This window comes from Thermobacillus xylanilyticus (assembly GCF_907165215.1).
GTDB classification, from domain to species: domain Bacteria; phylum Bacillota; class Bacilli; order Paenibacillales; family Paenibacillaceae; genus Thermobacillus; species Thermobacillus xylanilyticus.
In genome coordinates, this window is the sequence record NZ_CAJRAY010000041.1 from 60,775 (window position 1) to 83,636 (window position 22,862).

20 protein-coding genes are annotated in these 22,862 nt (G+C 64.7%); 18 read left to right on the plus strand and 2 right to left on the minus strand.

Annotation, left to right across the window (positions count from 1 at the left end):
- Nucleotides 1-25: 25 nt before the first annotated feature.
- The gene (locus KJQ12_RS08745; RefSeq protein ID WP_213484341.1) at nucleotides 26-1,768 is read right to left on the minus strand and encodes an Rqc2 family fibronectin-binding protein; all 1,743 of its coding nucleotides are present in this window, start codon (nucleotides 1,766-1,768) and stop codon (nucleotides 26-28) included.
- Nucleotides 1,769-2,105: 337 nt separating this feature from the next.
- Here KJQ12_RS08745 and KJQ12_RS08750 point away from each other — a divergent pair, with 337 nt between their 5' ends.
- The 18 genes from KJQ12_RS08750 (at nucleotide 2,106) to spoVM (ending at nucleotide 22,239) form a co-directional block, all read left to right on the plus strand.
- Nucleotides 2,106-4,883 carry a calcium-translocating P-type ATPase, SERCA-type gene (locus tag KJQ12_RS08750; protein WP_213484342.1) on the plus strand — a complete coding sequence of 926 codons (2,778 nt, stop codon included), beginning with the start codon at nucleotides 2,106-2,108 and terminating at the stop codon, nucleotides 4,881-4,883.
- A 166-nt stretch (nucleotides 4,884-5,049) separates the two neighbouring features.
- Nucleotides 5,050-5,883, plus strand: coding sequence for a diaminopimelate epimerase (gene dapF, locus KJQ12_RS08755; RefSeq protein WP_213484343.1), 834 nt, complete (start codon nucleotides 5,050-5,052; stop codon nucleotides 5,881-5,883).
- Between the two features lie 126 nt (nucleotides 5,884-6,009).
- The gene (locus KJQ12_RS08760) at nucleotides 6,010-7,932 is read left to right on the plus strand and encodes a bifunctional homocysteine S-methyltransferase/methylenetetrahydrofolate reductase (protein WP_213484345.1); all 1,923 of its coding nucleotides are present in this window, start codon (nucleotides 6,010-6,012) and stop codon (nucleotides 7,930-7,932) included.
- A gap of 254 nt (nucleotides 7,933-8,186) precedes the next feature.
- The gene (remA, locus tag KJQ12_RS08765; protein ID WP_015255055.1) at nucleotides 8,187-8,447 is read left to right on the plus strand and encodes an extracellular matrix/biofilm regulator RemA; all 261 of its coding nucleotides are present in this window, start codon (nucleotides 8,187-8,189) and stop codon (nucleotides 8,445-8,447) included.
- 13 nt (nucleotides 8,448-8,460) lie between these two features.
- Nucleotides 8,461-9,078, plus strand: a complete 618-nt coding sequence (gmk, locus tag KJQ12_RS08770) for a guanylate kinase (RefSeq protein ID WP_213484346.1) — start codon at nucleotides 8,461-8,463, stop codon at nucleotides 9,076-9,078.
- A 13-nt stretch (nucleotides 9,079-9,091) separates the two neighbouring features.
- Nucleotides 9,092-9,298 carry a DNA-directed RNA polymerase subunit omega gene (gene rpoZ, locus KJQ12_RS08775; RefSeq protein WP_015255053.1) on the plus strand — a complete coding sequence of 69 codons (207 nt, stop codon included), beginning with the start codon at nucleotides 9,092-9,094 and terminating at the stop codon, nucleotides 9,296-9,298.
- Nucleotides 9,299-9,375: 77 nt separating this feature from the next.
- Nucleotides 9,376-10,623, plus strand: coding sequence for a bifunctional phosphopantothenoylcysteine decarboxylase/phosphopantothenate--cysteine ligase CoaBC (coaBC, locus tag KJQ12_RS08780; protein ID WP_213484347.1), 1,248 nt, complete (start codon nucleotides 9,376-9,378; stop codon nucleotides 10,621-10,623).
- On the plus strand, nucleotides 10,620-13,181 hold the full coding sequence (gene priA / locus KJQ12_RS08785; RefSeq protein WP_213484348.1) for a primosomal protein N': 2,562 nt from the start codon (nucleotides 10,620-10,622) through the stop codon (nucleotides 13,179-13,181). Before coaBC ends, priA begins: the two co-directional genes overlap by 4 nt.
- A 36-nt stretch (nucleotides 13,182-13,217) precedes the next feature.
- Nucleotides 13,218-13,709 carry a peptide deformylase gene (gene def / locus KJQ12_RS08790; protein WP_213484349.1) on the plus strand — a complete coding sequence of 164 codons (492 nt, stop codon included), beginning with the start codon at nucleotides 13,218-13,220 and terminating at the stop codon, nucleotides 13,707-13,709.
- Nucleotides 13,710-13,714: 5 nt separating this feature from the next.
- The gene (gene fmt / locus KJQ12_RS08795; protein WP_041854374.1) at nucleotides 13,715-14,653 is read left to right on the plus strand and encodes a methionyl-tRNA formyltransferase; all 939 of its coding nucleotides are present in this window, start codon (nucleotides 13,715-13,717) and stop codon (nucleotides 14,651-14,653) included.
- A 5-nt stretch (nucleotides 14,654-14,658) separates the two neighbouring features.
- Nucleotides 14,659-16,038, plus strand: a complete 1,380-nt coding sequence (gene rsmB / locus KJQ12_RS08800; RefSeq protein WP_213484350.1) for a 16S rRNA (cytosine(967)-C(5))-methyltransferase RsmB — start codon at nucleotides 14,659-14,661, stop codon at nucleotides 16,036-16,038.
- Nucleotides 16,039-16,176: 138 nt separating this feature from the next.
- Nucleotides 16,177-17,220, plus strand: coding sequence for a dual-specificity RNA methyltransferase RlmN (gene rlmN, locus KJQ12_RS08805; protein ID WP_213484351.1), 1,044 nt, complete (start codon nucleotides 16,177-16,179; stop codon nucleotides 17,218-17,220).
- A 7-nt stretch (nucleotides 17,221-17,227) separates the two neighbouring features.
- Nucleotides 17,228-17,992, plus strand: a complete 765-nt coding sequence (locus KJQ12_RS08810) for a Stp1/IreP family PP2C-type Ser/Thr phosphatase (protein ID WP_213484352.1) — start codon at nucleotides 17,228-17,230, stop codon at nucleotides 17,990-17,992.
- Complete coding sequence (gene pknB, locus KJQ12_RS08815) at nucleotides 17,989-20,166, plus strand: Stk1 family PASTA domain-containing Ser/Thr kinase (RefSeq protein ID WP_213484353.1); 2,178 nt, start codon at nucleotides 17,989-17,991, stop codon at nucleotides 20,164-20,166. The genes KJQ12_RS08810 and pknB overlap by 4 nt, the downstream gene beginning before the upstream one ends.
- Before the next feature lie 3 nt (nucleotides 20,167-20,169).
- On the plus strand, nucleotides 20,170-21,084 hold the full coding sequence (gene rsgA / locus KJQ12_RS08820; RefSeq protein WP_213484354.1) for a ribosome small subunit-dependent GTPase A: 915 nt from the start codon (nucleotides 20,170-20,172) through the stop codon (nucleotides 21,082-21,084).
- A 1-nt stretch (nucleotide 21,085) separates the two neighbouring features.
- Nucleotides 21,086-21,730, plus strand: a complete 645-nt coding sequence (gene rpe / locus KJQ12_RS08825; RefSeq protein WP_015255043.1) for a ribulose-phosphate 3-epimerase — start codon at nucleotides 21,086-21,088, stop codon at nucleotides 21,728-21,730.
- Nucleotides 21,731-21,742: 12 nt separating this feature from the next.
- Nucleotides 21,743-22,024 (plus strand): hypothetical protein, encoded by a 282-nt coding sequence (locus KJQ12_RS08830; RefSeq protein ID WP_213484355.1) that lies wholly within the window; start codon nucleotides 21,743-21,745, stop codon nucleotides 22,022-22,024.
- A gap of 134 nt (nucleotides 22,025-22,158) precedes the next feature.
- Nucleotides 22,159-22,239, plus strand: a complete 81-nt coding sequence (gene spoVM, locus KJQ12_RS08835) for a stage V sporulation protein SpoVM (RefSeq protein ID WP_015255041.1) — start codon at nucleotides 22,159-22,161, stop codon at nucleotides 22,237-22,239.
- A gap of 242 nt (nucleotides 22,240-22,481) precedes the next feature.
- Here spoVM and rpmB read toward each other — a convergent pair whose 3' ends face one another.
- Nucleotides 22,482-22,670: a 50S ribosomal protein L28 gene (gene rpmB / locus KJQ12_RS08840; RefSeq protein WP_015255039.1), complete on the minus strand. Its 189-nt coding sequence runs from the start codon at nucleotides 22,668-22,670 to the stop codon at nucleotides 22,482-22,484.
- Between the last annotated feature and the right edge of the window lie 192 nt (nucleotides 22,671-22,862).

Sequence of the window (22,862 nt, forward strand, 5' to 3'; positions counted from 1 at the left end):
CGGCGGGCGGACCGCCGTCATGCTTTTACGTCACCGTCCGGACCGGCAGCGCCTTGATCCGCTCTTCGTCCGGCGTCACGAACAGCGTTTTCTGATGGTCGTAGATGACGAAGCCGGGCTTGGCGCCGCTCGGCTTGCGTACGTGGCGGATCAGCGTGTAGTCGACCGGCACGAGGCTCGATTCCTTGCCCCTGCTGTAATACGCCGCCAGCATCGCCGCCTCTTCCAGCGTCGCGTCGCCGAACCCGGTGCCGCGGATGACGACGTGGGAGCCGGGGATGTCCTTCGTGTGCAGCCAGGTGTCGTTCGGCGACGCCAGCCGGTTCGTCAAATATTCGTTCTGCGTATTGTTCTTCCCGACGTAGATGGGCACGTTCTCCGACGACGTGTAGCAGAGCAGCGCCGGCCGGGCCTGCTTCTTCTTCCTCGCCCCCGTACCGCCCCGCTGCTTCAGGTAGCCCTGCTCCGCAAGCTCTTCCCGGATTTCCTCGATGTCTTGCAGCGACGCCGTCTCCAGCTGCGCCAGCAGCGTATCGAAGTACGCGATTTCCCCGCGCGCCGCTTCCATCTGGGCCGCCGCGGCCGTTATGCTGTTCTTCGCCTTGTTGTAGCGCTTGAACCAGCGCTGTGCGTTCTCCGAGGGCGTCAGCTGCGGATCCAGTTCGATCGTGACAGTGGGCTGCCGCTCGTCGTAGTAGTCGATCACTTCGACGCAAGGCTGCCCTTTCTGAATGGCATGCATGTTCGCGATGAGCAGTTCGCCGGTGATCCGGTACCGGTCCGCCTCCTTCGCTTCTTCGATCGTCGCTTCCAGCTTCTCGATCTTCTTCTCGTTTTTCGCCTTCTCGTTCAGCAGAAAGCGGTGCAGATCGGCCGACTTCTGGCGGACGAGATCGCGCTCGGCCTTGTCCCCGTAGTAGATTTCGAGACATTCCAGAATGGAATCGAACGTGCGGATGCCGCCGTCCAGATGGGTCAGCCGGGTCACCGAGAAAAAGGTCCGGCCGCCGCGGTCCACGATATTCGGTTCATACGCATGCGAGCGAAAGCTTTCCATCATGTCCCGGAACGCCCGCCACAGCGCTTCCGTATCGTCCGGAGCGCCGGAGGCCGCCGCGCGGTGGACGATCTCGCGCGCGAGCAAGGGGCTTATGCCGGCATAAGCGTCGACCAGCCGTCTGTCCGGCGCGTCGCCTTCCGACAGCCGGAGCGATTCGGTGAACCGGACATAGTCCGGGACGGCGAGCGGATCGGCTTTCGCCTGTTCCGGCGGCGGCGTGTAAGTGCTGCCGGGCATGACGACCCGGTAGCTGCTGATCGCCGGCGTGACATGGTGGATGCCGTCGTAGATGCGGCCGGTCGCCGGGTCGGTCAGGATGATGTTGCTGTGCCGGCCCATCAGTTCGACGACGATCCGTTTGAGCGAAATGTCACCGAGCTCGTCGCGCTGGCGGATGTCGATATGCAGCACCCGTTCGCATCCCGGCTGCGCAACGGTTTCAATGACGCCGCCTTCGCAGTGTTTGCGCATCAGCATGCAGAACATGGGCGCTTCAAGCGGGTTCGGCTGAGGCCGCGTGACCCAGTGAACCCGCGGATAGGTCGGATTCGCCGACAGCAGAAGCCGGGACTGTCCGCGCAGCCCGCCGCCGCGAAGCTGCAGCACGAGCGTATGATCATCAGGCTGATGAATGCGGTGAATGCGGGTTCCGGCGAGCTGCCGGAGCTCGTGCGCGATCGCGCGCACGACAATGCCGTCGAGTGACATCGGAAGAAAAACCACCTTTGACGTAATGCGTGCCTTGACATTTCTCTATCATGCCATAGTTCGGAGAAAAACTTAAGCGCATTCTGCGGCCGGTATGGAGATAGTACGGTCTTGATTGACCGCCTGAAATCACGAGCACCGCGCAGAGAGCTGTGAACCGGCCCGAATCGGCCCGGATTTTGCCATTGCAAAAATTATAATCTATCTTGCAAATTTACACCCCTTCGGCGCAAATGGGATATTTCACCGGTTGTCCGAATACATTATCCCTGTAACGAGGCTGTCCGCCCATTCGTTCCTGACGGGGGCCGGAGAGCGGATTACGGGAGGGAGACGGATGGAACAAAAGATGTGGCACCGGCTTGGCCCGCGCGAACTGGTCGAGGCGCTCGGGAGCGATGCGGCGAGCGGGCTGTCCGCGGCGGAAGCGGCGCGCCGGCTTGCCGAGCACGGCCGGAATGAATTGGCGGAAGGCAGGCGCACGCCGCCGATCGTGCTGTTTCTGAACCAGTTCAAAGACTTCATGGTGCTGGTGCTCATCGGAGCGACGCTGATCTCTGGGCTGCTCGGCGAATATATGGACGCCGCCGCAATTCTGGCCATCATCGTGCTGAACGGTGTGCTCGGCTTCATCCAGGAATATCGGGCCGAGCAGTCGCTGCGCTCGCTGAAAGCTCTGTCCGCGCCGACGGCGCGCGTCGTCCGGGACGGGACGGTGCAGGATATCCCGGCCGCGAACCTTGTGCCGGGCGACATCGTCATCCTCGAGAGCGGCGACCGGGTGCCGGCCGATCTCCGGCTGCTCGAAGCGAGCAGCCTGTACACGGAAGAGTCCGCGCTGACGGGCGAATCGGTGCCGGTCGAAAAATCTGCCCGGCCGATCGACGAAGACGGGCTGGGGACGGGCGATCTGAAGAACATCGGCTTCATGGGCACGATGGTGACGCGCGGCACGGGCCGCGGCATCGTCATCCGCACCGGCATGCAGACCGAAATGGGCAAAATCGCCCACATGATCGAACAGGCGGAAGAAGCCGAGACTCCGCTGCAGCGGCGCCTCGCGCAGCTCGGCAAAGTGCTGATCGCGGTGGCGATCGGGCTGACCGTGATGGTCGTCATCGCAGGCATCCTGCACGGTCAGCCCGCCTACGACATGTTCCTGGCAGGCGTCAGCCTCGCCGTCGCCGCCATTCCGGAAGGGCTGCCGGCGATCGTCACGATCGCCCTGGCGCTCGGCGTGCAGCGGATGATCCGCAGGCGGGCGATCGTACGCAAGCTGCCGTCCGTCGAGACGCTCGGCTGCGCCACGGTCATCTGCTCGGACAAGACGGGCACGCTGACACAGAACAAAATGACCGTCACCCGGCTCTGGACGGGCGGCCGCACGCTTGAAGTGACCGGGGAAGGCTACGTGCCGCGGGGCGAGGTGCTCGAGAACGGCGCGCCGGCCGACCTGAAGCGGGATGCCGCGCTGCGCCGGCTGCTGCAGGTTGCGGCGCTGTGCAACAACGCGCGGCTGGTCCGCGCCGGAGAAGACGGGCAGCCGCGGCGCGCGGGCAGGCAGGCGGAGGCCGCGGAAGAATGGATCATGCAGGGCGATCCGACGGAAGGCGCGCTCATCGTGCTGGCGGCCAAGCTGGGCGTCACGGTGTCGTCGCTCGAAGGATTGTACCGTAGGGAAAAGGAATATCCCTTCGATTCGGAGCGCAAGCGGATGTCCGTGCTGGTCAGCCACCAGGGCGGCCGGATCGTCTGCACGAAGGGCGCGCCCGACCTGCTGATGGAGCAGTGCGCCTATGTGCTCTGGGACGGCAATGTCGTGCCGTTCACGCCCAGCTTAAGGCAGAAGGCGGCCGAAGCCGCGGAGAAGATGGCCGAATCGGCGTTGCGCGTGCTCGGCCTCGCCTACCGCGATCTGCGCCCGCAGGATCCGACGGACAGCGAAGCGGACGTCGAGAAGCAGCTCATCTTCGTCGGCCTGGCCGGCATGATCGATCCGCCGCGCCGGGAAGTGCTGGGCGCGATCGCGACCTGCCGGCAGGCGGGCATCAAGACGGTGATGATCACCGGCGACCACCGGCTCACTGCCGAGGCGATCGCAAGCCAGCTCGGCATTCTGCCGCGCGGGGGCCGGTCGCTCGACGGCCGGCAGCTCGAGGCGATGACGGACGCGCAGCTTGACCGCGTCGTCGAGGATACCTACGTCTACGCCCGCGTTGCGCCGGAGCACAAGCTGCGCATCGTCAAGGCGCTGCAGCGCAAGGGCCATGTCGTTGCGATGACGGGCGACGGCGTGAACGACGCGCCGGCGATCAAGTCGGCGGACATCGGCATCGCGATGGGCATCACGGGCACGGACGTCTCGAAGGAGGCTTCTTCGCTCGTCCTGTCCGACGACAATTTCGCGACGATCGTCGCGGCGATCGAGGAAGGACGCGGCATCTACGAAAATATCCGCAAGTTCATCCGCTACCTGCTCGCGTCCAATGTCGGCGAGATTCTGACGATGTTCCTGGCGATGATGTTCGCGCTGCCGCTGCCGCTCGTTCCGATCCAGATTCTGTGGGTCAATCTGGTGACGGACGGTCTGCCGGCTATGGCGCTCGGCGTCGACCAGCCCGAGAAAGATCTGATGCGCCAGCCGCCGCGCGGATCGCGGGAGAGCATCTTCGCCCGCCGGCTCGGCTGGAAGATCATCAGCCGCGGCTTGCTGATCGGCCTGTGCACACTCGGCGCGTTCGTCCTGACGCTGCGGTCGAGCGGCGATCTGCAGCGGGCGCAGACGGTCGCGTTCGCCACGCTCGTCATGGCCCAGCTCATCCATGTGTTCGACTGCCGCAGCTCGCGCTCCATTTTCCACCGGAACCTGCTGGAGAACCGCTGGCTCGTGCTGGCCGTGCTCTCTTCACTGGCGCTCATGATTCCGGTGCTGTACGTCGAGCCGCTGCAGGCGATCTTCAAGACGGTGCCGCTCGGTTTCCGCGATTGGTCGCTCGTGTTCGTGGCCGCCGGCATCCCGACATTCGTGATGGGCATCGGCAGCGTGCTCGGATCGCCCGGCAGCCGCAAGCGGCGGCGCATCACATACGGCGGTCCGCGTCCCGTCTCGTCCTGATCTGACACGCAATCTGGCATGTTTTCCGGGACCATGCCTGCTTCATTCGGATAAGTGCAAACAATCGACGGATGGATCAATACTCTTGGCCCGCGCAGCCGGGTATGCTGACAGCATAGTACGCGGATACGGCGATATCGCCGGAAGCCAAGGGAGTGCAAAGTCTGTGGAGTTTGTGAAAATGCATGGTCTCGGGAACGACTTTATCGTGGTCGCGGGGGAGCGTGAGCTTCCGGAGGGCGCGTCGGGCCTTGCCGTCCAGCTGTGCGACCGTCATTTCGGCATCGGCGCCGACGGCCTGGTGTACATCCTGCCGTCCGATCGCGCCGATTTCCGCATGCGCATCATGAATCCGGACGGCTCGGAAGCCGAGCAGTGCGGCAACGCGATCCGCTGCGTTGCGAAGTATGTGTACGACCGCGGGCTGATCTCGAAGGATACGGTCACGATCGAGACGCTCGGCGCGGGCGTGCAGCAGCTGCAGATTGCGGCCGAAGGCGGCAAAGCCGCCAAGGTGCGGGTGGACATGGGCGAACCGATTCTGAATGGCCTCGCCGTTCCGACGACGATTGACCTCAACCCGGTGATCGGGCATCCGATCGCAGCGGAAGGCCGCACGTTTCATTTCACGGCGGTATCGATGGGCAATCCGCATTGCGTCATTTTCGTGGACGACGCGGTGTCGTTCGATCTGCACAAATGGGGACCGCTGCTCGAGACGCACCCGCTGTTCCCGCGCAAGACGAACGTCGAATTCGTCACCGTCGCTTCGCGGACGCACGCCGTCATGCGCGTCTGGGAGCGGGGAGCGGGTCCGACGCTGGCATGCGGCACGGGCGCATGCGCGACGCTGGTCGCGTCGGTGCTCGGCGGCCTGACCGACCGGACGGCGACCGTATCGCTCGCAGGCGGCGATCTGCTCATCGAATGGAGCGAGGAGGACAATCACGTGTACATGACGGGTCCTGCGGCGGAAGTGTTCACCGGAACGCTTGCCTGACGGCGCCCGTACCGTTAACATAAGGGCATAAGACTTGCCCCGGAAGCAAGGAGAGAAGCGGCCGGACTTCATGCGGGCTGCTTTTCTGCTGTCTGCGGCTCCCGGGCGCCGCTGGGAGGACTAAGGATGAAACCGGTTTTGCGGGATGCGCTGCGGACTGCGGTGCTGACCGGAGACGGCGCGATGGGGACGTATCTGCATCAGCTCGGGTATCCGATCGGCGTATCATACGAGGAATTCAACATGACCCGGCCGGAGACGATTGCGTCCGTCCACAAGCAATATTACGATGCGGGCGCGCGCGTCATCGAGACGAACACGTTCTCCGCGAACGCGGAGCGGCTCGCCCGTTACGGGCTGGAAGATGAGGCGGCGCGGATCAACCGGGAAGGGGTGCGCATCGCGCGCGAAGCGGTCGGCGCGGACGCCTGGGTCGTCGGCGCTGTCGGCGCGATCCGCACCGGACGGCTGACCGCCGTGGGGACGCCGGCGGTCGAGCGCGCCTTCGCCGAGCAGATCGATGCGCTGCTCGATGCGGGCGTGGACGGCATTCTCCTTGAGACGTTCTACGATCTCGACGAACTGCTGCTCGCGCTTCGCCTCGTGCGGGACCGCTCCGACGTGACGGTCATCTGCCAGCTGGCGGCCGTCGGAACGGGGCTGCTCTACTCCGGACTGCCGATCGGCGAAGCGTTCCGCCGGCTCGAAGATGCAGGCGCCGATGCCGTCGGCTTCAACTGCGAGAGCGGGCCGAACGGCATTCTGCACGCGATCGACGCGCTGGACGGCGCGGTGAAGCTGCCGATTTCCGTCTTTCCGAACGCGGGCGGCGCAGACTACGTCGACGGCCGGTATACGTACGCCGCCGGTCCGGCGTATTTCGGCGATTGCGCGCGGCGGTTCGCGGACCGCGGCGCGCGGCTGATCGGCGGCTGCTGCGGGACGACGCCCGAACATGTCGCGGCGATCGCCGCCTCCCTGGCCGGCTGGACGCCGGGCGCGGCGGCTCCGGAGCGGACGGCGGAGGCCGTACAGGCTTCCGCGCCGCAAATCCGGGTGAACGCCGAACCCGCGCCGGCGGGCGGCGGCGAAGCCCCGGGCGGCGGAGACGGGCCGACGATCGTCGAGCTCGTCCGGCAGCGGCCCACCGTCATCGTCGAACTGGATCCGCCGCGGGATCTCGACACCTCCAAATTTATGGCCGGCGCGAGAGCGCTGCGGGATGCGGGGGCGGACGCCCTTACAATGGCCGACAATTCGCTCGCGGTGACGCGCATGAGCAATCTGGCGCTCGGCGCCATCGTGAAGGAGCAGGTCGGCATCCGGCCGCTCGTGCACATCGCCTGCCGGGACCGGAACCTGATCGGCACGCAGTCGCATATGATGGGGCTGCACGCGCTCGGCATCGACCATGTGCTCGCGGTGACCGGTGATCCCGCGAAATTCGGCGACCTGCCCGGATCGAGCTCGGTCTACGACATGACCAGCTTCGACATGATCCGGATGATCAAGCAGCTGAACGAGGGCATCGCGTTCTCCGGCAAGCCGCTCAAGCAGCGGGCGCGCTTCGTCGTCGGCGCCGCCTTCAATCCGAACGTCAAACATTTGGACAAGGCGGTCCGGCGGCTGGAGAAGAAGGTCGAGTCCGGCGCCGACTTCATCATGACGCAGCCGGTGTACGACGCCGCGCTCATCGAGCGGATCGCCGACGCCACCCGGCATATCGGCGTGCCGATCTTTATCGGCATCATGCCGCTCGCGAGCGGACGAAACGCCGAGTTTCTCCATAATGAGGTGCCGGGCATCGAGCTGTCGGACGAAGTCCGCAGGCGGATGGCCGGACTGGAGGGCGAAGCCGGCCGGACGGAAGGCGTCCGGATCGCGGAAGAGCTGCTGGATGCCGCGCTTTCGTTTTTCAACGGGATCTATCTGATGACACCTTTCATGTTCTATGACATGACGGCGAAATTGACCGGTTACGTGCGCGCGAAAGCGAGCGTGAAAACGTCCGTTATCTCTTGTTCCTCCGGAGAAAATGAATTAAAATAGAGTCCAATGGTTACACCTGCCACGGATCGGACCGGAAGACGCCGCGGCCCAGCCGGGCCGTAAGCGGCCTAAAGGCCGAACGATGGCGGCGCGAACGTATGCTCCGGCCGCCGGATGTCAACAATAGTGCAAAGCCGCCCGCATACGCAGCGCCGGAATTGCGTTAGCGATCATGCCTGTTCCGTTGGTGACGGATCATCGCGGCAAGCCCCGCATGCGGGGCGGAACGGCATGACGACCGGGAGGAGACCACAATGGCAATCAAACTGATCAATATCGGATTCGGCAACATCGTGTCGGCCAACCGGATCATTTCGATCGTCAGTCCGGAATCGGCGCCGATCAAACGGATCATCCAGGAAGCGCGCGACCGCCACATGTTGATCGACGCCACTTACGGAAGGCGCACGCGGGCTGTCATCATTACCGACAGCGACCACGTCATCCTGTCTGCCGTGCAGCCGGAGACGGTGGCGCACCGCCTGTCCGTGAAAGAAGACGACAACGACGAATGAATTGGGGCGTATCATGAAACAGGGATTGTTGATCGTGTTGTCGGGACCGTCCGGCGTGGGCAAAGGGACCGTCTGCAGAGCGCTTCGCCGCATGATGCCGGAACTCGTCTATTCCGTGTCCGCGACAACGCGTGCGCCGCGGGCCGGAGAGGCCGAAGGCGTGGACTACTATTACAAGACCCGCGAGCAGTTCCAGGAGATGATCGAACGCGGGGCATTGCTGGAGTATGCCGAGTACGTCGGGAATTTGTACGGCACGCCTCGCGAACCCGTCGAGCGGACGATCGCGGAGGGCAAGGACATTATTTTGGAAATCGATGTCAAGGGCGCGCTGCAGGTGAAGCGGAACTATCCGGAAGGCGTGTTCATTTTCCTGCTTCCGCCGTCGCTTGACGAGCTGAGGCAGCGCATTTCCGGGCGCGGCACGGAGACGGCCGCCGTCATCGACACCCGGATGTCGGAAGCGAGCAGGGAGATCGGCATGATCACCGAATACGATTATGCCGTCGTCAACGACGAAATCGAGGCGGCCTGCCGCCGCATCCAGAGCATCATTACCGCCGAACATTGCCGGCGCGACCGCATCGTGAAGGAATATTCGGGACTGATGCCCCTCATCCATAAAGCGTGAAGAGGTGACGCACATGCTGTATCCATCGATTGACGAGATGATGAAGAAAGTCGACAGCAAATATTCGCTCGTCGTGGCGGCCGCCAAACGGGCGAGAATGCTCCGGGACGGCGCCAAGTCGCAGCTGGAGTCGCCCAAATCCCACAAGCCGGTCGGCGTGGCGCTGGAGGAAATTTACCACGATCTCCTCGCCATTGAACAAGATTCGAACGCGAAATAACGGACACGGCAACAACCCCTTGGACGCGGGTTGTTCTTTTTTATCCCCGGGATACGAAAAGGAGGAATCGGACGTTTATGGTGAGCAGCAGCCTGCGGGGAAGGACGATCGTGGTCGGCGTGACGGGGGGCATCGCCGCCTACAAGGCGGCGGCGCTGGTCAGCCGGCTGACGCAGCGGGGCGCGGATGTGCGGGTGATCATGACCGAATCGGCCGCCAAATTCGTCGCGCCGCTGACGTTCCAGACGCTGTCGCGCAATCCGGTCTATACGGACACCTTCGACGAGCGGGATCCCGCCGTCGTTTCGCATATCGATCTGGCGGATCATGCGGACCTGTTCATCGTGGCGCCGGCGACGGCGAACATCATCGCCAAGATGGCACACGGGCTGGCGGACGACATGCTGAGCACGACGCTGCTCGCGACGACCGCGCCGATTCTCGTGGCGCCCGCCATGAACGTTCACATGTACGCCCATCCGGCGGTGCAGGCGAACCTCAGGCTGCTCGCCGAGCGGGGCGTCCGGTTCGTGGAGCCGGGCACGGGCCAGCTGGCGTGCGGCTACGTCGGCAAAGGCCGGCTGGCCGAGCCCGAGACCATTGCCGACACAGCGGAAGCGCTGCTCGCCGAAATGGCGCGTGAAGCTGCCGGAGGGCATCCGCTTGCGGGCCGCAGGGTCATCGTGACGGCCGGCGGCACGGTGGAGCGGATCGACCCGGTTCGCTATATCACGAACGATTCGTCCGGCAAGATGGGCATCGCAATCGCCGAGGCGGCGCGCGATCTCGGAGCGGATGTGACGCTGATCGCGGCGCGGGTGACCGCGGAGCTTCCGGCCGGCGTCGAGGTCGTCCGCGTGGAATCCGCCGAAGATATGCTGCGGGCGGTCATGGAGAGGTTCGACGAGGCGGACGTCGTCGTGAAGGCGGCCGCCGTCGCCGACTACCGGCCCGCGGTACGCCGGACGTCCAAGATGAAGAAAAAGGAAGACCGCCTGACGCTGGAATTGGAGAAAACGCCCGACATTCTCGCGGAAGCGGGACGGCGGAAGACGAAGCAGCTGCTCATCGGGTTCGCGGCGGAGACGGACGACCTGGAAGCGAACGCGATGGACAAGCTGCGGCGCAAAAACTGCGACCTGATCGTCGCGAACGACGTGACGGCGCCCGGCGCGGGCTTCGACGTTGATACGAACGCGGTGAGCGTGTTCGACGCGGCCGGCAGGACGGCCGAATGGAAAGTCATGCCGAAGCGGGAGATCGGGCTGCGCCTGATGCGGCTGGCGGCCGAGCGGCTGGCCGACCGGGAGGCGGAAGCGCCGTGATCGCCCGCGTCGTCGTCGACGTTGCCGCGCGGCAGACGGACCGGCCGTTCGATTACCGCGTCCCCGAGGAAGCCGAAGCGTGGATCGAGGTCGGCAGCCGCGTCGCGGTGCCGTTCGGCGGAAGGACGGTGCAAGGATTCGTCGTCGGTTTCGCGCAGGAAGCGGAAGTGGAGCCCGGCCGTCTGAAGCCGATCGGCGAACTGCTCGATCCGACGCCGCCGCTTCGTCCCGATCTGATCGAATTGGCGCGCTGGATGGCGGATACCTACGGCTGCACCTGGACGGCGGCCATGCAGGCGATGATTCCCGCGGCACTCAAGGGCAAGGCGGAACGAATGGTCAGTCTGGCGCAAAACCCGGGAGCCGCGGATCACGCGGAAGCGGCGCCCGGCCTCTCGGATGCGCTGATCGCCTGGCTCAAACGATACGGGCCGGTGAAGCTGACCACCCTGCTGGAACGGTTCCCCGACGAGGCGCAGGCCGTCAGCGGTGCGCTGCGGCGCGGCGTGCTTGCCGAATCGGCGCAGGTCAGGGACCGGCTGTCGGTGAAGAAGATTCTGACCGTCTTCCCGCCCGAGGACCGGGCGGCGGCCGAGGCGGCCGCCGCGGCGTTTCCGGCGAGGCTCACGAAACAGCGCCAGGCGCTCCTGCATATGCTGGAGCGGAATGAGCCGGTGCCTCTGCGCAGGCTGGCGGAAGAAAGCGGGTTCTCGGAATCGATATTCCGCGCGCTGGCGGACAAAGGGCTGCTCAGCATCGAAGCGGTGGAGGAAGACCGCGACCCGTACGCGGGACGCCGGTTCACGCCGACCCGGCCGCTGCCGCTGACGGATGCGCAGGCCGCCGCGTACCGGCGCATCGCGGAGGCGCTCGAAAGCGGAAAGCCTGCCGCGATGCTGCTGCAGGGTGTGACCGGCAGCGGCAAGACGGAAGTTTACCTGCAGGCGATCGAGCGGTGCATCGCGTCCGGCCGGCAGGCGATCGTGCTCGTGCCGGAGATCGCGCTGACGCCGCAGATGGTCGAACGGTTCAAGGGGCGGTTCGGCAGCGATGTCGCCGTCATGCACAGCCGTCTGTCGCTGGGGGAACGGTACGACGAGTGGCGCAAAGTCCGCGACGGCCGCGTCCGGGTGGCGATCGGGGCGCGCTCGGCCGTGTTCGCGCCGTTTGAGCGGATCGGCCTGATCATCATCGACGAGGAGCACGAATCGTCCTACAAGCAGGAGGAGAGCCCGAAATATCACGCGCGCGACGCGGCGGTGCACCGGGCCGGACAGCACGGCGCGGTCGTCGTCCTCGGCTCGGCGACACCTTCGCTCGAGAGCTTCGCCGCCGCGCGGCTCGCGCCCGCCGCGGCCGCGGCGGAAAGCGGCGGGCAGGCGGACGGTCCGGCCGCCCGGGTGTGTCCCGGCGCGGCGCTCCGGTCCGCCGAATGGCTGCCGCTGCCCGAACGGGCGCTCGGCCTGCCGCTGCCGCCGGTGGACATCGTCGACATGCGGGAAGAGCTGGCCGCGGGCAACCGGACGATGTTCAGCCGCCGGCTGCGCGAGGCGCTGACGCAGCGGCTGGAACGCGGCGAACAGACCGTGCTGCTGCTCAACCGGCGCGGGTACAGCACGTTCGTCATGTGCCGCTCCTGCGGTTATACGGCCGGCTGTCCGCATTGCGAGATCGCGCTGACCTACCATCAGCGGAGCGGTGTGCTGCGCTGCCATTACTGCGGCCATGCGGAGCGGCAGCCGGAGGAATGTCCGGCGTGCGGCAGCCCGCATATCCGCTATTTCGGCACCGGGACGGAGCGCGTCGAGGAGGAATTGTACCGCGCGTTCCCCGGTATCCGCGTCATCCGGATGGATGTCGACACGACCGGCACGAAAGGCGCGCATGAGAAATTGCTGTCGGCGTTCGGCCGGCGCGAGGCGGATGTGCTGCTCGGCACGCAGATGGTGGCGAAAGGTCTTGATTTTCCGCTGGTCACGCTGGTCGGCGTCATCGCCGCGGACACGTCGCTCCATCTGCCGGATTTCCGCGCGGCGGAGCGGACGTTCCAGCTCATCACGCAGGTCGCCGGCCGGGCGGGGCGGCACGATCTGCCCGGCGAGGTGGTCGTGCAGACGTATTCACCCGACCATTACGCGATCCGCGCGGCGCAGCGCCACGATTATGACGGGTTCGTGCGCGAGGAGCTGCGCGCCCGGCGGCTGCTGTCGTATCCGCCGTTCTGCCGGCTGGCGCTTGCGACGCTGTCGCATCCGGAGCTGCCGAAACTCGCCGAGGCGGCCGAGAGGTTCGCCGCGGCGCTGCGCGGCGCCGCCGCCTCCGCCGGGCTGCTGAAGCCGCTCGCCGGCGGCTCGGGGACGGCGCTGGAACTGGTCGGCCCCGCGGCATCGCCGATCCCGCGCCTCAAAGATCGCTACAGGTGGCAAGTTATGATAAAATATCGGGGAATCGTCGACGCGGCGGGCCTGATCCGGCAGACGGCCGAAACGCTCGCCGGGGACCGTTCCGCAGGGGACGTCCAGATCAGCGTCGATGTCGATCCTCAAGTGATTCTGTAAATTTGATTCTGTAACCAGAAGGATGTGCAAAACCGCATGGCCATCAGGCTGATTGTGAAAGATCCCGATCCCGTGCTGCGGGAGCGCGCGAAAGAAGTGACCAAGTTCAACGCGAATCTGCACAAGCTGCTTCGCGACATGGCCGACACGATGTACGACGCGAAGGGCGTCGGGCTTGCCGCGCCGCAGATCGGCATTCTGAAGCGGGTCATCGTCGTCGATGTCGGAGACGAGCACGGACTGATCGAGATGGTGAATCCGGAGATCGTCGAGCGGGAAGGCGAGCAGATCGGGCCCGAAGGGTGTCTCAGCATTCCGGGCCTGAACGGGATCGTCCGGCGCGCCCAGCGGGTTGTCGTCAAAGGGCAGGACCGGGACGGAAATCCGTTCACCATCGAAGCGGAAGGGTATCTGGCGCGCGCATTCCAGCATGAGGTCGATCATCTGAACGGCGTGCTGTTCACCGATATTGCGGACGAGGTTTACAAAATTCCGGAATCGACAGGGCAGGAAGAAGAGGAAGAATGAAGGACATTCGCATCGTATTCATGGGGACGCCCGAGTTCGCCGTGCCTTCGCTGCGCGCCCTCGCCGCGTCCGGATACCGGATCGCGGCCGTCGTCTCCCAGCCCGACCGGCCGCAGGGCCGCAAGCGGGTGCTGATGCCGACGCCGGTGAAGGCCGCGGCGGAAGAACTCGGCATTCCGGTGCTGCAGCCGGAGCGCGTGCGGCGTCCGGAAGCGGTGGAGGCGATCGCCGCTTATGAGCCGGATCTGATCGTCACGGCGGCGTACGGGCAGATTCTGCCGAAATCGCTGCTCGATCTGCCGCGACTCGGCTGCATCAATGTGCACGGGTCGCTGCTGCCGAAGTACCGCGGCGGCGCGCCGATCCAGCGTGCGATCATGAACGGGGAGACGGTCACCGGCGTGACGATCATGTACATGGCCGAAGGGCTCGACACCGGCGACATGATCAGCCGGGTCGAGGTGCCGATCGAGCCGGACGACACGGCCGGCACCCTGTTCGCCAAGCTCAGCGAGGCGGGAGCCGAACTGCTCGTCCGCACGCTGCCCGGCATCATCGCGGGAACGGCGCGGGCCGTGCCGCAGAACGACGCGGAGGCGACCTATGCGCCGAACTTGACGCGCGAGGACGAGCGCCTCGACTGGTCGCGCGGCGCGAAGCAGCTGTATGACCAGGTGCGGGGACTTTCGCCGTTCGCCGGCGGGTATACACTCTTGAACGGCGAAGTGTTCAAAGTGTGGCAATGCCGGCCCGCAGACGGGCCCGGCGGCGGGGCGGATGCGCGTCCCGGAACGATCCGGGCGGCGGGCGGCCGGCTGTTCGTCGCGGCCGGCGACGGCTGGCTGGAACTGCTGCAGGTGCAGCCCGCCGGCAAGAAAGCGATGCCGGCCGCCGAGTGGCTGAAGGGAATGCGCCTTCCGCCCGGCGCCGCATTCGGAGGATGATGACGATGTTGACCAGACGCGGCACAACGGCGCGGGAAGCCGCGCTCGACATGCTGCTGCGCGTCGAGAGGGAAGGCGCATACAGCAACATTGAACTGAACCGGACGCTCAGAAGCGCCGGTCTTTCCAGGACCGACGCGGGGCTCGCGACGGAGCTGGTGTACGGCACGATCCAGCGCCGACTGACGCTCGACTACTGGCTTGCCCGGTTTGTCGCGCGAGGACTGGACAAGCTGCAGCCGTGGGTGCTGTCGCTGCTGAGGATGAGCCTGTATCAGCTCGTCTATCTGGACCGGGTTCCGCCGCACGCGGCGGTCGGCGAAGCGGTCAAGATCGCGAAGAAGCGCGGACATCCCGGCGTCGTCAGCCTGGTCAACGGCGTCCTGCGCAGCCTGGCCGGCTGCCGGGACGAATTGACGCTGCCGGATGATCCCGATCCGGCCCGCCGGCTGTCGTTGAAGCATTCGTTTCCGGAATGGATGGCCGCGCGCTGGATCGAATCGTACGGCGAGGAGACGGCGGACAAGATCATGGCGGCGCTCAACGAACGGCCGAAGACGAGCATCCGGGTGAATCGTCTGCGCGGCGGCCGCCGTTCGGTGCTGGAGCGGCTCAAGGCGGAAGGATACGACGCGAAGCTGTCGCTGATCACACAGGCCGGCATCGTCATTCGCCGGGGCGGGAACCTGGCCGACACGGACGGGTACCGCGACGGCGAATGGACGGTGCAGGACGAAGCCGCGATGCTGGTCGCAGAAGCCTGCGACCCGGAACCGGGCATGCGGGTGCTGGACTGCTGCGCCGCGCCCGGCGGCAAGTCGACCCATCTCGCGGAACTGATGGGCGACGTCGGCGTCGTCCTGGCGAACGACATCCATCCGCACAAAGAGCGGTTGATCGTCGAGCAGGCGCAGCGGCTCGGCCTCACCTCCGTCCGCACGTCGGTGTGCGACGCGGCGGAGCTGCCGCGCCGCGTCGGCGCCGAATCGATGGACATCGTGCTGCTCGACGCGCCGTGCAGCGGCTTCGGCGTCATCCGCCGCAAGCCGGAAATCCGCTGGACGAAAAAGCCGGAAGACATCGACGAGATCGCCGCGGTCCAGCACCGGCTGCTTGCCGCCGCGTCTGCGCTCGTAAAGCCCGGCGGATTGCTCGTGTACAGCACCTGCACGTTCGAGCCGCGCGAGAACGAGGAGCAGATCGCGAAGTTTCTGGCTTCGCATTCCGAGTTTGCGCCGGATTGCGATTGGCCGCAGTCGATTCTCGACGGCTTCCTCGCCGCCGGCATCCCCGAACCGTCGCCCGAGACCGGTTCGGTGACGCTGCTGCCGCACATGGCGGGAACGGACGGCTTCTTCATCGCGCGTCTGCGCAAACGCTGGTAGCGGCGCCGCCGGCCCGAAGTGGTTCGAACCCGGCCGGCTGTGGTAAAATATATGGATAATGGCGGCGCTGTCCGGCAGTCCGCGGCGCAAGCCGCTGCCGGAACGGTTCCGGCAATTGACAGCGGATGGAGCGAAACGATGAAACCTTTCATATACGATTATACGCTAGACGAGCTCAAAGATTGGATGAAGGAAGCCGGAGAGCCCGCGTTCCGCGCGGACCAGCTGTTCGACTGGCTGTATGTGAAGCGCGTCCGGTCGTTCGAGGACATGACGAACTTGCCGAAGGCGCTCCGGGCGAAGCTGGATGAGGCGTTCGCGTTCGTGGCGCTCTCGGAGATCACGCGGCTCACATCGAAGGACGGAACGGTCAAATATTTGTTCGGCCTGCATGACAACCATGCGATCGAGACAGTCGTCATGCGCCACAACTACGGCATCAGCATCTGCGTCACGACGCAGGTGGGCTGCCGGATCGGCTGCACGTTCTGCGCGTCAACCCTCGGCGGGCTGAAACGGAACCTGACGGCCGGCGAGATCGTCGCGCAGGTGGTTACGGCGCAGCAGATGCTCGATGAGACGGGCGAGCGGATTGCGAGCATCGTCATCATGGGATCGGGCGAGCCGTTCGAAAACTATGACGCGACGATGAAGTTTCTCCGCATCGTCACGCACGCGAAGGGACTCAACATCGGCCAGCGCCATATCACGGTATCCACGAGCGGCATCGTGCCGAACATTTACCGGTTTGCGGACGAGAACACGCAGATCAATCTGGCGATTTCGATCCATGCGCCGAACGATGCGCTGCGGTCGAAGCTCATGCCGGTCAACCGGCGCTATCCGTTCGACGAGGTGATGGAGGCGATCCGGTATTACATTGCGAAGACCGGCCGCCGCGTCACGTTTGAATACGCGCTGATCGGCGGCGTAAACGACCGGCCGGAACATGCGGAAGAACTGGCGGACGTGCTGAACGGCATGTTGTGCCACGTCAATCTCATTCCGGTCAACTACGTGCCGGAGCGGAAATACGTGCGCACGCCGCGGGAAGACATTTTCGCGTTCCATCGCATTCTGCAAAGCCGCGGCATCAACGCGACGATCCGCAGGGAGCAGGGACATGACATCGCCGCGGCATGCGGACAGCTGCGGGCCAAGCATATGGAATCGATGAGGTGATATCGGATTGAGAACGGCTAACCGAAGCGACGTCGGGCGCATCCGGCTTGTCAACGAGGACCGCGCCTGGGCCGCCGAGCTGCCGAGCGGCTTGGCGGCCGCGATCGTGGCCGACGGCATGGGCGGACACCAGGCCGGAGACGTCGCCAGCCAGCTTGCGGTCGACACCTTCCGCGAGGCGATCGCGTCCGTCCAGGCGGATCTTACGCATGAACAGGCGAAGACGGCGCTCTGCCAGGCGATTCTGCAGGCGAACGAAGCGGTCTTCGATCTGGCCGCGCGCAACGAGCACTATCGGAACATGGGTACGACCGTGGTGGCGGCGCTTCTGCTCGGGGATGCCGGGTTCATCGGTCATATCGGGGACAGCCGCGCGTATAAGCAGCGCGGGGACACGCTCCGGCTGCTGACCGAAGACCATACGCTCGTCAATGAACTTGCGAAGTCCGGGCAGATCAGCCCGGAAGAGGCGGCGAACCATCCGCGCCGCCACGTGCTGACGCGGGCGCTCGGGACGGAGCGGGAAGTGGAGGTCGACCTCAAGGGCTTCTCCTGGCAGCCGGGGGACAGACTGCTGCTCTGCAGCGACGGTCTGTACGCGATGGTGTCCGAGGACGAGATCCGCGAGACGCTGCTGGATGAGGATCTCGATCTTGACGCGAAAGCGAACCGGCTGATCGAGCTTGCGCTCGAAGCGGGCGGCGAGGACAACGTGACCGTCCTGCTGATCGAATACAGTGACGGGCATCCGGGGGGTGAACAGCCGGCATGATCGGACACGAACTCGGAGGCCGATACGAGATCATCGAGCGAATCGGCGGAGGCGGGATGGCGCTCGTCTACCGGGCGCACGACATTTTGCTGAACCGCAATGTCGCCGTGAAAATTTTGCGCCAGCAATTCGTCCACGACGAGGAATTCGTGCGCCGCTTCAACCGGGAGGCGCAGGCCGCGGCTTCGCTCTCGCATCCGAACATCGTCAGCGTCTACGATGTCGGGCAGCAGGACGACACGCACTATATCGTCATGGAATATGTCGAGGGGCGGAACCTGAACGACATCATCAAGGAGCGGGCGCCGCTGCAGCCGGACGAAGCGGTGCGGATTGCCGTGCAGATCTGCGACGCGCTCGACCACGCCCATCTGAATCAGATCATTCACCGTGACATCAAACCGCACAACATCCTGATCGGCAAGAACGGCCGGGTGAAGGTGACCGACTTTGGCATCGCGCGCGCCGTTACGTCGTCGACCATCACCCAGACGGGATCGGTCGTCGGTTCGGTGCATTATCTTTCGCCGGAACACGCCAAAGGCGTCGTCACGGGCGAGAAATCGGACTTATATTCTCTCGGTGTCGTATTGTACCAAATGGTGACGGGGCGTCTGCCGTTCCTCGGTGAAAGCCCGATCAGCGTGGCGCTCAAACATCTGCAGGACGGGTTCGAGGAACCGCGCCAGGTCAATCCGCTCATCCCGCAAAGTCTGGAGAACGTCATTCTGCGCGCGATGCGCAAAAATCCGGACGAACGGTACGCTTCGGCCCGGGAGATGCTGAACGATCTGGAGACCTGCCTTTCCCCGGAGCGGCTTCACGAGCCGAAGCTGACGTTCAACGAAGACGAGGTGGATCCGGAAGCGACGCGCATCATGCCGGCCATCCGCGGGACGGCCGAGGCGCAGACCTCGGCGCGCAGCGGCGGCGAGGACGGCGAAGATGAGTCGTTTCCCGACGAGCCGGAGTGGATCGACGAGTCGAAGCCGCGCAGATGGGTCAAGCCGGTGGCGGCGCTCGTTCTGACGGTCGTCTTCGCCGCGCTGGCGATCTGGGGCGTGCGGATGGTGCGCGACATTCTCGACACGGACGAAGTCGACGTGCCGTATGTCGTCGGCATGCAAGAGGCGGCGGCCCGCGAGCGGCTGGAGGCGGAAGGGCTGAAGGTCGAGGACCCGGTGATCTACGAGGAGAACGATGAAGTGCCGGCGGGCGTCGTCATATCGCAGAACAAGATGAACATGCGCGTGAAGACCGGCTTATATATCCAGCTTACCGTGAGCAGCGGACCGAAGCTCGAGACGATGGAGAATTTCGTCGGGCGCAAGTACGCCGATGCGCAGATGCAGCTGGAAGCGCTGGGCATGGCAGCCGATCTTCAGATCGAACGTGAAGACGTCTTCGACGAGGCCGAGCCGGGCATCATCATCGAGCAGTCGATCGCAGCCGGCGAGCGGTTTGATCCGAAGACGGCGCGCATCAAATTCGTTGTCAGCAAGGGGCGCGAGACGTTCGACATGCCGACGCTGATCGGGAAATCGTTGGACGAGGCGAAAAAAGTACTGGAGCAATACGAACTGAAGCTCGGTCCGGATGAAGGCATCGTGCGCGCGCCGAGCTACAAGCCCGAAGGCACCGTCATCGACCAGTTCCCGTACATGCCGGGCGACCCCGTCGCCAAGGGCGACGAAGTGACGCTGACCGTCAGCTCCGGACTTCCGGAAGACGCGCTGCGCTACACGTTCAATATCTCGATCTCGCCGGCCGTTGCCGGCCGGGCGAGCCAGATCCGGATCGAGTACTCCGACGCGACCGGAGAGAAGATTGACTGGGGGACGCGGCGGATCGAGCAGACGGAATCGTTCCCGGTCGAGGTCGTGCTGGCGCCGAATACGGAAGCGATCGTGACGATCTACCGTGACGGCCAGTTCACCGATTCGTTCTCGGTCACCTATGACGAAGCGAAAGCCGGCGGCCGGGGCGTCCAGTCCGTGCCGGGCGCACCGGCCCAGGAGGATCAGCCGGCGTCGGGCGTCCCGCAGGGGGCCGGCGCGAACGGGGAGGCCGTACCGGGCACGCAGACGGAAAGCGGCCCGGATGTCCTGTCGTCCGACCCCGGTGCGGACCCCGGCGCCGAATCGCAGTCCGAAGAAGGGCATCAGGAGGATTGATGTGTGGCCACCGGACGCATTGTCAAAGCGTTAGCAGGTTATTATTTCGTGGAACCGGACAAATACGAGCAAGGCGCGGAGGGACCGATCCGCTGCCGCGCGCGCGGCATTTTCAAGAAGCGCGGCGAGTCGCCGCTCGTCGGCGACCGGGTCGACTATACCGAAATCGGCGGCGGGGAAGGCACCGTCGATCGGATTCATCCCCGCTCATCGGTGCTGATCCGTCCGCCGGTCGCCAACATCGAGCTGGCGGTCGTCGTCTTCTCCGTCGCTGAGCCTGCGCTCAACCTGCAGCTGCTGGACAAGTTTCTGGCGTTCATTGAACATGCGGGCATTGACGCCGTAATCTGCCTCACCAAGCGCGATCTGATTGACGGGCCGGACGGGGAAGAGGCGCGGGAAGCGTTCGAAGCCGTTCAGCGCATCTATCCGCCGATCGGCTACCGGACGATCGCGACTTGCGCGCGGACCGGCGAAGGCGTGGACGAACTGCGCGAGGTGCTGGGCGGCCGGCTGTCCGTCGTCTGCGGCCAGTCGGGCGTCGGCAAGTCTTCGCTGCTCAACGCCGCGGTGCCGGGGTTGAAGCTGGAGACGAACGCCATCAGCGAAAAGCTCGGCCGGGGCCGTCACACGACGCGGCATACGGAACTGGTTCCGGTGGGCAGGGGAGGCTATGTCGCGGATACGCCGGGCTTCAGCCAGCTGGATTTCGGCGAGCTGCAGGATGCGGACCTCGGCTCGTGCTTCCGCGAATTCCGCGAGCTGGCGCCTGAGTGCAGGTTCAGAGGCTGCACGCACGTGCACGAGCCGGGCTGCGCGGTCACCGCGGCGCTCGCCGAAGGGCGGATCGCGCAGAGCCGATACGACAGCTACACCGCATTTCTGGCGGAAGCGAGCGAGAAGAAGCGGAGGTATTGACATGACGATCATCGCGCCTTCGATCCTGTCGGCCGATTTCGGCCGGCTGGCGGAGGAGATTGCCGATGCCGAGCGCAGCGGCGGCGACTGGATTCATATCGATGTCATGGACGGCATGTTCGTGCCGAACATCACGTTCGGTCCGCCGGTCATCAAGGCGGTCCGCGGCGCGACCCGGCTGCCGTTCGACGTTCATCTCATGATCGAGCGCCCGGAGCGGTATCTGGCCGATTTTGCCGCTGCCGGCGCGGACCGGATTACGGTGCATGCCGAAGCGTGCGTCCATCTGCATCGCGTCGTCGGACAGATCAAGGAGCTCGGGCTGCCGGCGGGGGTGGCGCTCAACCCGGCGACGCCGCTCGGGTTCGTCGAGCATCTGCTGGATGATGTCGACCTGATTCTGTGCATGACGGTCAACCCGGGATTCGGGGGCCAGTCGTTCATCCCGTCCGTGCTGGACAAAATCCGGACGCTCAGGCACATGCTCAACGAACGGGGAAGGGCCGAAGTCCATATCCAGGTGGACGGAGGCATCAACGCGGAGACCGCGCCGCTTGTCAGAGAAGCCGGCGCCGATGTGCTCGTCGCGGGCAACGCCGTATTCGGACGTTCCGACCGGGCTCAGGCGATTGCCGAATTGCGATAAGGAGCTGACGCCATGACGGATCAGGAACGTATCGGGGGAAAAGACATCTTCTGGCTGTTCGCCTACAGCACGCTGATCGGTGCGATGCTTGTCGCGTTCACGATGATTCCGACGTTCTGGCGGTTTCTTTTCTCGCTCGGCGCGCTGTTTGCCGGCATCCGCTTCTTCGCCCGGTATGAGCGCATTGCGATGCGGGTATGGCTGTTCATCCTGTCGTTCGTTTATTTCATCCTCTTCACGATTGTGCTTGTCATGATCTTGTATTCGACAGGACGGATCGCGCCGGCGGATTGAAACGGAAGCTCCCGCGGAATAGGACAAAACGGTGATGCATAGGATGGTTACAGGAGCGAGACACCTGTAACCATTTTTTATGTCCGTGTATATAAGTGGATTGACGATGGGCGCGCCGAAGGAGGGGATGAGCCGTGAAGTTTTATACGATCAAGCTGCCGAAATTTCTGGGCGGAATCGTGCGAGCGATCCTGAATACGTTCCAGAAGAACTGACCTCCGCCGCCCCGGCTGCCGGGCAATGCCGGGCGCTACAAGCGCGCCGGCTCCATCCGGCGCGTCGGCGCGGCTCGTCGCATCATCAGCATGCCAAACGAAACAAGTACCTGTACCGACAGGTGCTTGTTTTTTATCCCCGTCATCCTCAGACCCTGCGCATACAACAAACTCCCGATGCAGCGGGTGCATGCGGGAGTTCGTGTTCAATCTTCGGTTATGCCGAATGCCGGCGGCCGCGATCAAACGCGGGTGACCTTGCCGGATTTGAGCGCGCGGGTGCTGACCCATACGCGTTTCGGTTTGCCGTTTACCAGAATGCGCACTTTCTGGACGTTCACGCCCCACGTGCGGCGGTTGCGGTTGTTGGCGTGCGAAACATGATTGCCTCTGCCCGGCGCTTTGCCGGTTACGAAACATTTGCGGGACATCGACATACACCTCCTTCAACCGGATGCGGCGCGCGATGGAGCCTTCGGCCGCCTGCGGATTGCTTCCGTGCTCACAAGCACACTTGAATATCATACCACAGCCCGCGAGGAAAATCCATAGGGCGCTGCAAGTCGTCTGAGTCAAGCCAGTGTGGGCACTTTTTTTGGGGATGATGGATCACGCGAAAAAGA